The organism is Streptomyces sp. CNP082, from assembly GCF_059570535.1.
Map to the genome: position 1 here is coordinate 107965 of NZ_JCANSZ010000007.1, position 13587 is coordinate 121551.

At 74.7% G+C, this 13587-nt stretch carries 14 protein-coding genes and 1 pseudogene; 9 read left to right on the forward strand and 6 right to left on the reverse strand.

Annotation, left to right across the window (positions count from 1 at the left end; translation table 11 throughout):
- Nucleotides 1–407 precede the first annotated feature (407 nt).
- Together B124_RS08815 and B124_RS08820 are read left to right on the forward strand one after the other, a co-directional pair.
- Nucleotides 408–1394, forward strand: coding sequence for a sensor histidine kinase (locus tag B124_RS08815; RefSeq protein ID WP_496502138.1), 987 nt, complete (start codon nucleotides 408–410; stop codon nucleotides 1392–1394).
- Complete coding sequence (locus tag B124_RS08820) at nucleotides 1391–2053, forward strand: response regulator (RefSeq protein WP_496502139.1); 663 nt, start codon at nucleotides 1391–1393, stop codon at nucleotides 2051–2053. The genes B124_RS08815 and B124_RS08820 overlap by 4 nt, the downstream gene beginning before the upstream one ends.
- Before the next feature lie 10 nt (nucleotides 2054–2063).
- On the opposite strand, the gene B124_RS08825 is transcribed toward B124_RS08820, so the two are convergent.
- Nucleotides 2064–2732, reverse strand: a complete 669-nt coding sequence (locus tag B124_RS08825; protein ID WP_496502140.1) for a response regulator — start codon at nucleotides 2730–2732, stop codon at nucleotides 2064–2066.
- A gap of 354 nt (nucleotides 2733–3086) precedes the next feature.
- Complete coding sequence (locus tag B124_RS08830) at nucleotides 3087–4220, reverse strand: FAD-dependent monooxygenase (RefSeq protein WP_496502141.1); 1134 nt, start codon at nucleotides 4218–4220, stop codon at nucleotides 3087–3089.
- Nucleotides 4221–4341: 121 nt separating this feature from the next.
- Here B124_RS08830 and B124_RS08835 point away from each other — a divergent pair, with 121 nt between their 5' ends.
- From B124_RS08835 to B124_RS08860, 6 genes are read left to right on the forward strand one after another with little or no spacing between them, the layout of a single operon-like run.
- A complete protein-coding gene (locus B124_RS08835) occupies nucleotides 4342–4614 on the forward strand; it encodes a hypothetical protein (protein ID WP_496502142.1) in 273 nt (90 codons plus the stop codon).
- Complete coding sequence (locus B124_RS08840; protein ID WP_496502143.1) at nucleotides 4611–5000, forward strand: helix-turn-helix domain-containing protein; 390 nt, start codon at nucleotides 4611–4613, stop codon at nucleotides 4998–5000. Before B124_RS08835 ends, B124_RS08840 begins: the two co-directional genes overlap by 4 nt.
- A 55-nt stretch (nucleotides 5001–5055) precedes the next feature.
- A complete protein-coding gene (uraD, locus tag B124_RS08845; protein WP_496502144.1) occupies nucleotides 5056–5568 on the forward strand; it encodes a 2-oxo-4-hydroxy-4-carboxy-5-ureidoimidazoline decarboxylase in 513 nt (170 codons plus the stop codon).
- A gap of 2 nt (nucleotides 5569–5570) precedes the next feature.
- Nucleotides 5571–5999, forward strand: coding sequence for a hydroxyisourate hydrolase (locus B124_RS08850; RefSeq protein ID WP_496502145.1), 429 nt, complete (start codon nucleotides 5571–5573; stop codon nucleotides 5997–5999).
- 3 nt (nucleotides 6000–6002) lie between these two features.
- Nucleotides 6003–7070 carry a factor-independent urate hydroxylase gene (gene pucL, locus B124_RS08855; protein WP_496502146.1) on the forward strand — a complete coding sequence of 356 codons (1068 nt, stop codon included), beginning with the start codon at nucleotides 6003–6005 and terminating at the stop codon, nucleotides 7068–7070.
- 42 nt (nucleotides 7071–7112) lie between these two features.
- Nucleotides 7113–8489, forward strand: coding sequence for an 8-oxoguanine deaminase (locus B124_RS08860; RefSeq protein ID WP_496502147.1), 1377 nt, complete (start codon nucleotides 7113–7115; stop codon nucleotides 8487–8489).
- A 392-nt stretch (nucleotides 8490–8881) separates the two neighbouring features.
- On the opposite strand, the gene B124_RS08865 is transcribed toward B124_RS08860, so the two are convergent.
- From B124_RS08865 to B124_RS08880, 4 genes are all read right to left on the reverse strand, one after another.
- Entirely contained in the window at nucleotides 8882–9676 is a 795-nt protein-coding gene (locus tag B124_RS08865) for an SIS domain-containing protein (RefSeq protein WP_496502148.1), read from the reverse strand.
- A gap of 82 nt (nucleotides 9677–9758) precedes the next feature.
- Nucleotides 9759–11360, reverse strand: a complete 1602-nt coding sequence (gene aceB / locus B124_RS08870; protein WP_496502149.1) for a malate synthase A — start codon at nucleotides 11358–11360, stop codon at nucleotides 9759–9761.
- Nucleotides 11361–11538: 178 nt separating this feature from the next.
- Nucleotides 11539–12180, reverse strand: a complete 642-nt coding sequence (locus B124_RS08875) for a nucleotidyltransferase family protein (protein WP_496502150.1) — start codon at nucleotides 12178–12180, stop codon at nucleotides 11539–11541.
- Nucleotides 12177–12770, reverse strand: a complete 594-nt coding sequence (locus tag B124_RS08880) for an HAD family hydrolase (RefSeq protein WP_496502151.1) — start codon at nucleotides 12768–12770, stop codon at nucleotides 12177–12179. Before B124_RS08880 ends, B124_RS08875 begins: the two co-directional genes overlap by 4 nt.
- Before the next feature lie 173 nt (nucleotides 12771–12943).
- Here B124_RS08880 and B124_RS08885 point away from each other — a divergent pair.
- Nucleotides 12944–13581: pseudogene (locus B124_RS08885) on the forward strand (HAD family hydrolase).
- Nucleotides 13582–13587 lie beyond the last annotated feature (6 nt).

Consider the following 13587-nt stretch of genomic DNA (forward strand, 5'->3'; position numbering starts at 1 on the left):
CTTTCACGGGTGTTGCTCTGGCCGGGGGCGCGGGGGGCGGGGGTGGACCCGTGTGACCGTCGTACCCTGCGCGCGCGAGCCGGTCCAGCAACACGGCCGGCGGCAGCGCGCCGGTGCCCGGGTGCCGCGGCCGGCCGGCAACGGGCCGGGGCGGACCAGGGGTCACCGAACGTGCTGCCGCGCCTATCGTGCGTGAGGATGACCTACTTGAGAAGGAGGCGCATGGCACCCTGTGCCCCTTATGGTCCTTGCCGGACTCTGCGGCGCGCCGCGGCTGCCACGCGTCGGCAGCGCGGCCACCGCCGATCTCCGTCCGGGCCCGCGGACCCCGGGCCCTGAACCCGGGGGATGGTGACACCCACAGGCAGCGGGGGGGAAGCGATGGTGACACGGTGCAGAGTCATGCCGTGGCGGAGGAGCGCCCCGAGCCGGGCGCCCAGGCCGCGTTGCGATTATTCGCCGCACGCATACGCGACGACGTGCGGCCGGCGGAGGCGGCCACGCTGGCCTGCGAGCTGGCGGTCGCCCACCTCGGCGCCGCCGGTGCCGCCCTGCGCACGCTGCGGCGCGGCGCCGCGGCCGGCTGCCGGGCCCGGGCCGGCGAGTCCGCGGCCCCGGCGGTGCGCCGGCCGCTGGTCCACCAGGGCGAGGTCTACGGGGTGTTCAGTTGCTACGCGCCGCCGCGCGGCTGCGACCTGGACACGTACCTGGAGCAACTGTCCCCGATGGTCGCCGCGCTGGTGCTGCGCGAGGAGCTGCGCCGCCGCGGCGACCAGGTCGTCGCCGCCCGTGAGGCCGAGCGCCACCGGCTCCGCCGCGATCTGCACGACGGCCTCGGCGGCAACCTCGCCAGCATCCGGCTGCGGCTGGAGGCGGCGGCCGAACTGCTCGCGCACGAGCCCAGGGGCCGCCGGCTCGTCGCCGACGCCGCCCGCACGGCCGCCGGCATCAACGCCGAGATCCGCTCGGTCATCGACGACCTGCGCCCGCCCGACCTGGCCGAGTCCGGCCTCGCCGGCGCGCTCGTCCGCCTCGCCGACCGCCACGACGGCACGGGCGCCCGGGTACGGGCCCGGGTGCCGCGGCGGCTGCGCGCGCTGCACCCCGCGGTGGAGGTCGCCGCGTACCGTATCGCCGCCGAGGGGCTGACCAACGCGCTGCGGCACGCCGCGGCCCGCAGCGTCCAGCTCGGGGTGTGGACCTCGGCCACCGCGCTGCGCCTGGATATCGCCGACGACGGCCCGGGACGTCCGCCGCGGCGCCCCCTGGGCCTGGGCATCGCGTCGATGGCCCGGCGCGCGGAGGAGGTGGGCGGCACGCTGCGGATCCTGCCGCGCACGGACCTGCCGCACGGGACGCTGGTGCGCGCGCTGCTGCCGGGAGGGCCGGCATGAGCGTGGTGCGGGTGTACGTCGTGGACGACCACCCGGTCTTCCGGGACGGGGTGCGGGTGGCGCTGGAGAACGTGCCGGACCTCCAGGTCGCGGGCGAGTCGGGCGCGGGGGAGGAGGCGCTGGCGGCGCTGGCGGAGCCGGACGCGCGTATCGACGTCGTGCTGATGGACCTCCATCTGCCGGGCTGCTCGGGGGTGGAGGCGACCCGGCGGCTCAACACCCCCGGCCGCGGCGGGCCGTCGCCTCGGGTGCTGGTGATGTCGGCGTCGGTGGAGGACGACGCGGTGGTCGCGGCGCTGCGCGCGGGCGCGTACGGCTACCTGGACAAGGGCGCGTCGCGGGCGGAACTGCTGGGCGCGCTGCGGTGCGTGGCCGCGGGCGGCGCCGTCTTCAGCCCGGCCGTGGCCCAGCGGCTGAGCCGCTACTTCTCCGCGCTGCACACGGTGCCGGCGGGAGGGGCGTTTCCGCAGTTGACGCAGCGGGAGCGGGAGGTGCTCGACTTGATCGCGCGCAACTGCAACAACCGGAGCATCGCGCGGGAGCTGGTGCTGTCGGAGAAGACGGTACGCAACCACATCTCGAATATCTTCACGAAGCTCGGCGTCAAGGACCGGATCGCGGCGATGCTGCGCGCCCGGGAGGCCGGGCTGGGGGAGTGACCCGGGCCGGTCAGCGGCGGGAGGGGGTCACCAGGCCGGTTTCGTAGGCGGTGATGACCAGTTGGATACGGTCCCGGGCGTCCAGCTTCGTCAGCAGGTGGCTCACGTGCGACTTCACCGTCGGCAGGCTGAGCCCCAGCCGCTCGGCTATCTCGCCGTTCGCCAGCCCGCGGGCCACCAGCACCAGCACCTCCTGCTCCCGCACCGTCACCCTCGTCAGATCCCGCGGCAGGTCCGGCAGCGGCTCCGGCAGCCTGCTGAAGTGGCGGATCAGCCGCTGCGTCACCGACGGCGCCAGCAGCGCCTGCCCGCGGGCCACGACGCGGATCGCACGCAGCAGCTCCGCCGGCGGGGTGTCCTTGAGCAGGAAGCCGCTCGCGCCTGCGCGCAGCGCCCCGTACACGTACTCGTCGAGGTCGAACATCGTCAGGATCAGCACCCGCACCCCGGCCGTCGCGGGGGAGCCGCAGATCTGCCGCGTCGCCTCGATGCCGTCGGTCTCCGGCATCCGTACGTCCATCAGCACCACGTCCGGCTGCTCCGCCGCCGCCAGCGCGACCGCCTCCGCCCCGGTCGCCGCCTCGCCCACCACGCTGAGCCCGGGCGCCGTCTCGACCAGCACCCGGAAGCTGCCGCGCAGCAGCGCCTGGTCGTCGGCGACCACGACTCGGATCGACATGTGCACACGCCCCGTCCCTGGCCCCCTGCCGGCGTGACGATACCCGGCGGTGCGTCACCACTTCGTCACGGGGGGTGCAACTCAGGCCGGAGACAAGCCCCTTCCCCCGCCACGCGAAACGGGGGAAGGGGCCCGTACAGGCCGCGAGTGCCACGAGGCCGCGCGCCGTCTCGGACCGGCGTGCGGGTGTGGCGGGCCGGAGGCGGGCGGGGCGGGGATGCGAGGCCCAGTCGCACCGCCCGCCGGACCGCCGCCCGCCGGCCGCTCGCGGCCGGACGGCCCGGTGCCGACCGCCGGGCCGTCCGCCCCGGCGCCCCGCCCCCCACGACGGAGCACCGGAGTTCTGATATGCCGTCAGGTCGGCAGGTGTTCCTCGATGTCGTAGACCTGTGCCCAGGTGACGTCCGGCACGGCGGCCGGCCGGAAGGCGTTCGCGCGCGAGCCGAGCTGCACCCGGGCCGTGTGCGGCAGCCGCAGGGCCTCGTACCGGCGCAGGGCCTGCACGGGAGCGGGGGCCGTGGCCAGGTGGTGCGCGAGGGCCACGGCGTCCTCCAGACACTGGCTGACGCCCTGCCCGTGGTACGGCAGCATCGGGTGCGCGGCGTCGCCGAGGAGCGTGACGCGCCCGCTGCCCCAGCGCTTGAGCGGCGCGTGGTCGTACGGCGTCCACGATCGCACCCCGCCGGCCGCGGCCGTGATCGCCTTGACGTCCGGCGCCCAGCCGCCGAAGTCCGCCGCCAGCCCGGCAGCGTCCAAAGCGGTGCGGCCCCGGGCCGGTTGCTGCGGGAGCGTACGGCTCCGGGACGGCACCACGGCGACGAAGCCGAGCTGCTCGCCCTGCGCCACCGGCGCACCCACCACGCGGGCCTGGGGGCCGAGCCAGACCGTGACCCGGTCGCGGGCCACCCCCGGCACGTCGTCGGCGGGCAGCGCACCGCTGTAGGCGGTGGTGCCGTGGTAGACGCGCCGGGGCGTGCCGACCAGCCGGGAGCGCACCAGCGAGCGCATGCCGTCGGCGCCCACCAGCACGTCGGCCGTCGCGGTCCCCCCGTCCGCGAACTGCAGCTCCACGCCGTCCGCCGACTGACGGAACCCGGACAGCCGGCGGCCCAGCCGGATGCGCTCCTGCGGCAGGCGGGCCAGGAGCAGGTCGTACAGCTCGTCGGTGAGCAGCGTGCAGTACGGGGCCGCGAAGGCACCCGGGCCCAGTCTGCCGAGCGGCTGCCGCCAGGTGAGCGAGCCGTCGCTCCACTCGCGGAACTCCAGCGCGACCGGCTGCACGGCGAGCGCGAGCAACTGGGCGCCCAGGCCCCAACGCTGCAGGACGCGGCTGCCGTTGGGCGCCAGATGCAGCGCCGTCTCGTCCTCCGGCAGCCGGGGCCGCTGTTCGTAGACGACGGCCTCCAGGCCCTGCCGGACGAGCGCCGCCGCGGCGGCGAGCCCGCCGAGCCCGGCGCCGGCGACGGCCACCCGCAGGGTCCTTGTCATGGATTACCTCCCGGAATCACGCGGCTACGCTAGGCAACCCGCTGTCCCGGGCGCCTGGGAGCGGGGCCCCGGCGCCGCCCGGCCGGCGCGGCGCCGTGACCGGCGCACGTATGCTGCTCGGATGCGACTGAGGGTGGAGTTCACGACCGAACCCTTCGACCTGGAGGAGCCCCCGCCGCACGCGGTGGCGGCCCGGGACCTGGTGGAGTCGGCGGGGCTCGACGCCGTGGACGTCGGCCCGTTCGGCACCAGCGGGGAGGGCGGTGCCGAGGTGGTGCTCGACGCGGTGGACGAACTGCTGCGCAGATCGCTGGCGTCCGGGGCCACCCGTATCTCGCTGCAGGTGAGCGTCGTCGGAGACGCGCCGGAGGGGCCGGGGAAGGACAGCGTATGACGGTGCCCGCGGACCACCCGTTCGTCGCCGCGGTCAAGCCGCTCGTCGACGCGATGGGCGGGGAACTCCTCCCGCCCGAGGCGGCGGAGGGCGACGACGTCGTGCTGTCCTGGGAGGGCCGCGAGACGGTGGCGGTCCGGCTGCCGCATCTGGCGCACTCGCTTGACCACATGCTCGTGGAGCTGCAGCGCCGGCACGGGGTGCCGCTCGCGCAGCTCGACCGCAGGACGAAGCAGCAGGTCGTACGGGCCTTGGAGACCCGCGGCGCGTTCTTCGTACGGCACGGGGTGGAGACGGTGGCCGGCGCGCTGGGCGTCAGCAGGTTCACCATCTACAACTATCTGAACCGGGAAGGCCGGCAGGGGCCGCCGCCGCACGACGGCTGACCCGGTAATTCAACAAACTGTTGACGTGGTCCGCCGGGGCTCCTAACTTGCGGCTGTGACTTCCCGTGTGCCGCCGGGCCTCGCCCGGCTCAACTCCGCCGGAGAACAGGCCGTCACCGCGCTGCTGCGCGAGGTGTGCGCGGCCGGCCCCTGGATCGCGGCCGTCGCCGCCGGCCGCCCCTACCCGGACCCCGCCCGCCTGTACGCCGCCGCCGACGCGGCGCTCGCCGCGCTCGACGACGCCGCGCTGGCCGAGGCGCTGGCCGGGCACCCGCCCATCGGCCGGCCGACGCCGGGCGACCCGGCCGCGGCGCGCGAGCAGCGCGGCATGGCGGGGGCGCCGGAGGAGCTGCGGGCCGAGCTGGCGGAGCTGAACCTCGCGTACCAGGAGCGGTTCGGGCACGTCTTCCTGATCTGCGCGACGGGCCTGCGCGCCGGGCGGATGCGCGACGCGCTGCGCGCGCGCCTCGGCAACGCGCCGGAGCGGGAGAGGCAGATCGCGCGCGGCGAGCTGGGCAAGATCAACCGGATCCGGCTGACCCGCCTCGTCGAAGCAGAAGGAGCCTGACCATGAGCGTCGGCGCCACGTCCGTCTCCACGCACATCCTGGACACCAGCGTCGGCCGCCCCGCCGTGGGCGTCGCGGTCGAACTCTCCGTCGCGGCCGGCGGAACCGGCGGCGGCGGGGACAGCGGCGGGGACGGCGACCGGGGCACCGGCGGCTGGACCGTCCACGGCGCCTCCGTCACCGACGCCGACGGCCGCGTCCGGGACCTCCCGGCGCTGCCGGCGGGCACCACCCGCGTACGGCTGGTCTTCGCCACCGGCCCGTACCTCAGCGCACCGGCAGCCGGCAACGGGCCGGACGCCCCGGCGCACCGGGACAGCGGCGCGTTCTTCCCGGAGGTGGCGGTCGTCTTCGCCGTCGGCCCCGGGGAGCACTACCACGTGCCGCTGCTGCTCACCCCGTTCGGCTACTCCGTATACCGAGGGAGCTAGCAGATGGCAGACCGCCCCCAGCCCGCCCGCGCCGCGGTGCTCGGCCGCAACCAGTACGGCAAGGCCGAGACCCGCGTCGTCAAGGTCACCCGCGACGGCGGCACCCACCACGTCCGCGACCTCAACGTCTCCGTCGCCCTGGCCGGCGACCTGGACGAGGTCCACTACCGCGGCACCAACGCCCACGTACTCCCCACCGACACCGTCAAGAACACCGTGTACGCCTTCGCCAGGAGCCACGGCATCGCGTCCCCCGAGGCGTTCGCCGTCCACCTCGCCCGGCACTTCACCGACACCCGGGAGCCGGTCCACCGCGCCCGCATCCGCGTCGAGGAGTACGCCTGGGACCGGATCGACGCCCTCTCCCCCACCGGCTACGCCCTCTCCCCCACCGGCTACGCCCTCTCCCCCACCGGCTACGCCCTCTCCCCCACCGGCTACGCCCTCTCCCCCACCGGCTACGCCCTCACTGGCGGGGGCACCCCCACTGGCGGGGGCACCCCCACTGGCCACTCCTTCGTACGCCGCGGCCGGGAGACCCGCCTCGCCCAGGTCACCTTCGACGGCGAGCGCTTCGAAGTCCTCGGCGGGCTCAGGGGCCTGGTCGTCATGAACACCACCGACTCGGAGTTCTGGGGCTACGCCAAGGACGCGTACACGACGCTGAAGGAGGACTACGACCGCGTCCTGGCCACCGAGGTCTCCGCGTGGTGGCGGCACCGCTGGACGGGCGCCGCCGGCGAACAGCCGCCCGCCTGGGACGAGTCGTACGAGCAGACCGCGCACCACCTGCTGGCCGCCTTCGCCGACACCTACTCGCTCTCGCTCCAGCAGAGCCTGTACGCCATGGGCGCCCGGGTCGTCGAACACCGCCCGGAGATCGAGGAGATCCGCTTCTCCCTGCCCAACAAGCACCACTTCCGCGTCGACCTGGAACCCTTCGGGCTGACGAACGACGCCGCAGAAGGCGCGGTCTACTTCGCCGCCGACCGCCCGTACGGTCTGATAGAGGCGACCGTCCTGCGCCCCGGCGCGGACGCCCGGATCCCCGACGACATGACCAACCTCTGACCGCCGGCCCCCGTCCGGCCGGTCCAGGAAGCCGAGGAACCCATGGCAGCACGCCGCATCGTCGTCGAGAACTGCGCGATCGCCACCGTGGACGCCGCCGGCACGGAGCACGCCTCCGGGCACGTCGTCGTCGCCGGCAACCGGATCGAGTCGGTGGGCGCGGGCCCGGCACCGGCCGGACTCGACGGCGTCACACGCAGGATCGACGCCACCGGCCACCTGGCCACCCCCGGACTCGTCAACACCCACCACCACTTCTACCAGTGGCTCACCCGCGGCCTCGCCCAGGACGCCAACCTCTTCGACTGGCTCGTCGCCCTCTACCCGACCTGGGCGCGCATCGACGAGCCGATGTGCCACGCCGCGGCGCAGGGCTCACTCGCCATGCTCGCCCGCGGCGGTGTGACCACCGCGACGGACCACCACTACGTCTACCCCCGCGGCGCCGGCGACCTCGCCGGCGCCATCATCCGCGCCGCCCGCGAGACCGGCGTCCGCTTCACCTTCGCCCGCGGCTCCATGGACCTCGGCGAGACCGCCGGCGGCCTCCCGCCGGACTTCGCCGTCGAGACCCTGGACGGCGCGCTGACGGCCACCGAGGCGGTCATCGACGAGCACCACGACCCGTCGTACGACGCGATGGTCCAGGTCGCGGCGGCGCCCTGCTCGCCGTTCTCCATCTCCACGGAACTGCTGCGCCAGGGCGCGGAGCTGGGGAGGCGCAAGGGCGTACGGCTGCACACGCACGGCAGCGAGACGGTGGAGGAGGAGAAGTTCTGCCACGAGCGGTTCGGCATGGGCCCGACGGCCTACTTCGAGTCCACCGGCTGGCTCGGCGGCGACGTGTGGATGGCCCACTGCGTCCACATGACCGACGCCGACATCGCCGCCTTCGCCCGCACGGGCACGGGCGTCGCCCACTGCCCGTCGTCCAACGCCCGCCTGGCCGCGGGCATCGCCCGCGTCCCGGACATGCTGGCGGCGGGCGTCCCGGTCGGCCTGGGCGTGGACGGCAGCGCGTCGAACGAGTCCGGCGAACTGCACACGGAGCTGCGCAACGCGCTGCTGATCAACCGGCTGGGCGCGCACCGGGAGAAGGCCCTGACGGCCCGCCAGGCACTCCGCCTCGGCACGTACGGCGGCGCACAGGTCCTGGGCCGCGCGGACGCGATCGGCTCCCTGGAGCCGGGCAAGCTGGCGGACCTGGTGCTGTGGAAACTCGACGGCCTGGCCCACGCGTCGATCGCGGACCCGGTGGCGGCGCTGGTCATGGGCGCGCCGGCGCCGGTGACGCTGTCGCTGGTCGACGGGAAGCCGGTGGTGGAGGAGGGCAGGCTGGTCACGGTCGACGAGGAGTCGGTGGCGCGGGCGACGAGGGACCAGGCGAGAAGACTGGCGCGGGTGACGGCGGAGGGCTGAGGGGGAGAGGCAGGACCACCGCACGGCGCGGCTCCCGGGGGGTTCGGAGGCGGAGCCCGGAGGGCCAGGGGTAGGGGGGCGGAGCCCTTCAGGAGGGGGCTGGGGGCGGGAGCCCGTGGTGGGGTTCGCGGCGGAGCCACCGGGCTTGGGCCGGGGGCCCGCCTCAGGAGCCGAGGGGGTTGGGGGCGCAGCCCCGGGGGGTTCGGGGGCGGAGCCACCGGGCTTGGGCCGGGGGCCCGCCTCAGGAGCCCAGGGGGTAGGGGGCGCAGCCCCCAGGGGGTTCGGGGGTGGAGCCCCCCCGGGGTTTGGGGCGGAGCCCCGGCGGGGGTCTCGGGGGCGCAGCCCTCGAGTTTCGGGAAGGGGCGGGTCAGGGGAACACCCCCCGCCACCCCCTACAGCTCCGGGATCCGCCCCCCGTACCGCGTGAAGTTGCGCCGATTCGCCTCATCCCCGCCCGGCACATTCGCACTCACCCACCGCGGCAACTCCACCCCCCGCCCCGCCGCCCGCTCATCCAGCTCCGCCAGCAGCAGCGCCCACACATACGCCCCCAGCACCGTCGACACCGCCGCCGTGTGCGGCGCCCCCACCGGGTGCACCACGTCGCCCGGCGGTACGCACGTGTCCAGCACCACCGCCGCGTGGTCCGCCAGCCGCGTGCTGGCCCGCGCCGTCGCGCTCGCGGACGCCGGCATCGACGTCACCGCGACCACCGGCACCCCGCGAGCCGTGCACTCCTGCGCTATCTCCACCGGATACGGGTTGCGGCCACTGGTGGAGAAGACCACCATCACGTCGTCCGGCCCCGGCTTCACCCGATCCACCATCGCCCGCCCCGAGCCCGGCCGCCGCTCCGCGGCGGTGCTGGCCGTCGCCCCGTTCAGCGGCAGGATCTCCGGGTCCCACACGGGGCGTACGCAGGCCAGGCCGCCCGCCCGGTAGAACGTCTCGCAGACCATCGCCAGCGAGTGCCCGGCCCCGGCCGCGTACACCAGGCCGCCCGCGGCGACGGCGTCGAGGATCAGCGTGGCGGCGCCCGCGACCGCCGCGCCGGAGGTCCGGTCGAGGTCGTCGAGCAGGCCGCGGAAGCGGCCGGCGACGGCGGCACGTGCGGTGCCGGGGGCGCCGCCCGAGTCGGAGGCGCCGGCGGAGTCGGGGGAGTTGTGCTCGGTCGTCTCGTCGGTCATGGGCAGCATGCGACCACGTACCGCCCCCACTGCGCCAGAGGGGGCCCGCGGGCGGCCCGCGGCCCGCGGCGCCCCGCGCGCGTCAGTCCAGCAGCTCGTACGCCGGCAGCGTCAGGAAGTCCGCGTAGTCCGCGTCCAGCGCGACCCGCAGCAGCAGGTCGTGCGCCTGCTGCCACCGCCCCGCCGCGAACGCCTCCGCCCCCAGCTCCGTCCGCAGGCCCGCGAGGTCCTCCGCCGCGATCTGCCGCACCAGCTCAGGGGTCACCCGCCGGCCGTCGTCGAAGACGACGCCCGCGTTGATCCACTGCCAGATCTGCGAGCGGGAGATCTCCGCGGTGGCGGCGTCCTCCATGAGGTTGAAGATGGCCACCGCGCCCAGCCCCCGCAGCCACGCCTCGATGTAACGGATGCCCACCTGCACGGCGTTGACCAGGCCCGGGTACGTCGGCCGCGTGTCCAGCGAGTCGACCGCGATGAGGTCGGCGGCGGCCACGGACACGTCCTCGCGCAGCCGGTCCTTCTGGTGCGGCCGGTCGCCGAGCACCGCGTCGAACGACTCCATGGCGATCGGCACCAGGTCCGGGTGCGCGACCCACGAGCCGTCGAAGCCGTCGCGCGCCTCGCGGTCCTTGTCGGCCTTGACCTTCTGGAAGGCGGCCTCGTTCACCTCCGGGTCCCGGCGGGAGGGGATGAAGGCGGCCATGCCGCCGATCGCGTGCGCGCCGCGCTTGTGGCAGGTGCGTACCAGCAGCTCGGTGTACGCGCGCATGAACGGGGCCGTCATCGTCACGGCGTTGCGGTCGGGCAGCACGAACTTCTCCCCGCCGTCGCGGAAGTTCTTCACGATCGAGAAGAGGTAGTCCCAGCGTCCAGCGTTGAGGCCGGAGGCGTGGTCGCGCAGCTCGTAGAGGATCTCCTCCATCTCGTACGAGGCGGTGATGGTCTCGATCAGGACGGTGGCCCGCACGGTGCCCTGCGGGATGCCGCAGTAGTCCTGGGCGAAGACGAACACCTCGTTCCAGAGGCGGGCTTCGAGGTGCGACTCGGTCTTCGGCAGGTAGAAGTACGGGCCCTTGCCGAGGTCGAGCAGCCGCCGGGCGTTGTGGAAGAAGTACAGCCCGAAGTCGACCAGCGCGCCCGGCACGGGGCGGCCGTCCACGGTGAGGTGCCGCTCGTCGAGGTGCCAGCCGCGCGGCCGGGTGACGACGGTCGCCAGTTCCGCGGCCGGCTTCAGGGCGTAGGACTTGCCGGAGGCCGGGTCGGTGAAGTCGATGCGGCGCTCATAGGCGTCGGTCAGGTTCGCCTGGCCGCCGATGACGTTCTCCCAGGTGGGCGCGGAGGCGTCCTCGAAGTCGGCGAGCCAGACCTTCGCGCCGGAGTTGAGGGCGTTGATCGTCATCTTGCGGTCGGTGGGACCGGTGATCTCCACCCGGCGGTCCTGGAGCGCGGGCGGGGCGGGGGCGACGCGCCAGGTGCCGTCGGCGCGGACGGCGGCGGTCTCGGGGAGGAAGTCGAGGGTGGCGGTGCGCGCGATGGCGGCGCGGCGTTCGGCGCGGCGGGCGAGGAGTTCGTCGCGGCGGGGGTTGAACCTGCGGTGGAGTGCGGCGAGGAAGGCGAGGGCGGCGTCGGTGAGGACGTCGTCCTGGCGGGGCGCGGGTTCGGCGGCGGCGACGACTGCGGACATGGCTGTCCATACCTTTCGTCTGGGCGGCACGGGTGCCGGGCGCAGCGGAACGGGCGTGGGCGGCCGGAAGCGGATGCCGCACCCTTCTGGTCTGTGGAGAATAGTTTCCTTATCCCGGAAGTTCAACGGCCTGTTGAGGTCGCCCGGGCCTGCGCTACGGGCCGGGTGGCGCGCAGCGTCAGCCCGCCCACGGCTCGTCGAGCAGCGCCAGGTCCGCGGGTGTGTCGACGTCGTCGGGTGCGGCCACGTCGCCGCACTCCACCAGCACCAGTGTGCCGCGGCGCGCCGCGCGGGCCAGCAGGTCGCGGGCGCCCCGGTCGCCGGTGGCGCCCGCGGCGGCCTCCGGCCAGCGCTGGCGGGCCAGCAGCACGGGGTGGCCGCGTACCCCGTCGTACGTGGCCGCCGCCAGCTCGGCGCCCCGCTCGGTGTACGCGGCGGTCAGCCGGGCGACCGCGGCGGGCCCGATGCGCGGCTGGTCGACGAGCAGCACCACCGCCGCCGCGGCGGACGTGGGCTCCAGCGACGCCAGCCCGGCCCGCAGTGACGAGCCCATGCCCGACTCCCAGTCGGGGTTCAGCACCGGTACGCAGCCGGTCAGCCGCGCCCCGGCCCGTACCGCATCCGCCGCCGCCCCCAGCACCACGTGCACCGGCGTGCAGCCCGCCGCCCGCAGCACGCCGGCCGCCTGCTCCACCAGCGGCCGGCCGGCGGGCCCGGCAGGCAGCAGCGCCTTGGGTCGCCCCCCGAGCCGCCGCCCCCCGCCCGCGGCGAGCAGGAGCCCGGCGACGGGGGATTCAGCGGTGCCGATCTTCCCGTTCATCTGAATTTCCCGTTTCGAATCGGTTCCTGACGCATTGCTGGCTCTACTGGTTCGGCATCGCCCGGAGGGCGCGGTGCCCTCGCGGCGGCCGGCCGGGTCGGTGCCGCGGTCGCCCATGGGCGGGACAGCGCCGACGCCTTGCGGCTGTTGCGGCCGGGCATCGACATCGACGCCGAGTACGCCGCCCGGGAATGCCGGTCCAGTCCGAAGACCTGCAATTTGATCTCGGCGACGGCACGGACATTGCCCGTGACGACCGACTGTGTGAGCGTGGCGTCGTCGGCGAGGGCGTCAAGGGCCGTGGCGGCGCCGGCGAGTGCGTGGCCCCGCTCGCGTAGATCGCCAGCGCGCTTCAGGTGCTGCTCGGTGAGGGCGCGTGCGAAGCGCTCGAAGGTGCTTCGATCGGTGGTAAGGCCGTGCAGGCGTGCGGTCTCGCGGAAGATGACCGACTCGGTGATGCCGTCGACCTTCGCCTGCCTCTCCATCGCCTGACCGGTGACCTCGTAGAACGCGGTAGCGGACAGTTCACGGCCGACACCGCCGGTGTCGATCAGAGTGTGGTCGATGTCCCACAGGACCAGCCGCGCCATGGGCGCCTCCTCCAACTGCGGTGACCTGCCTGGCTCAACATCTCACGGGTTCGGGCGCTACGGTGCCGGGGAATCAATCCGCCGTCATCCGCTGGTGCCGACGCGAAGCTGGCGGTGGGAGGTGAGGGCCGTGCACCCGCCCGGTCTGTGCCGGAGCCCAGGCTGCGCCTGTGATGGAGACGATCGTCCTCGACGTCGGGGAGACCCTGGTCCGTGACGACCGCCACTGGGCGGGATAGGCCGACTGGCTCGGCGTCCCTCGGCACACCATGTCTGCGCTCGTCGGCGCCGCGGTCGCAGCCGGCCGCGACAACGCCGATGCGCTGCGCCTGCTGCGCCCCGGCATCGACGCGATGCCGAGCGCGTTGCCCGCGAGGAGGCCGGCCGCGGCGAGCAGCTTGCAGAGGAGGACCTCTACCCGGATGTACGCGGAGCACTCCGCGGCCTGCGCAAGCTCGGCGTGCGCGTGATCGTCGCCGGGAACCAGACGATCCGGGCGGGTAAGCTGCTGCGAGCGCTCGACCTGCCGGCCGATCTCATCATCACGTCCGGGGAGTGGGGTGTCGCCAAGCCCGCCGCAGCGTTCTTCGACCGCGTGCTGGAGGTAGCGCAGGCAGAGCCGAGAGAGACGGCGTATGTCGGTGACCACCCGCGCAACGACCTGTTCCCAGCGAAGCGGGCGGGCATGCGGGCGGCTCATCTGCGGCGCGGCCCGTGGGGGCACTGGTGGGCGGATAATCCCGAGGCGGTGCGCGCTGCGGACTGGCGCATCGGCACCCTCACCGAGCTTACGGCGATCATCTCGGACTGATGTGCG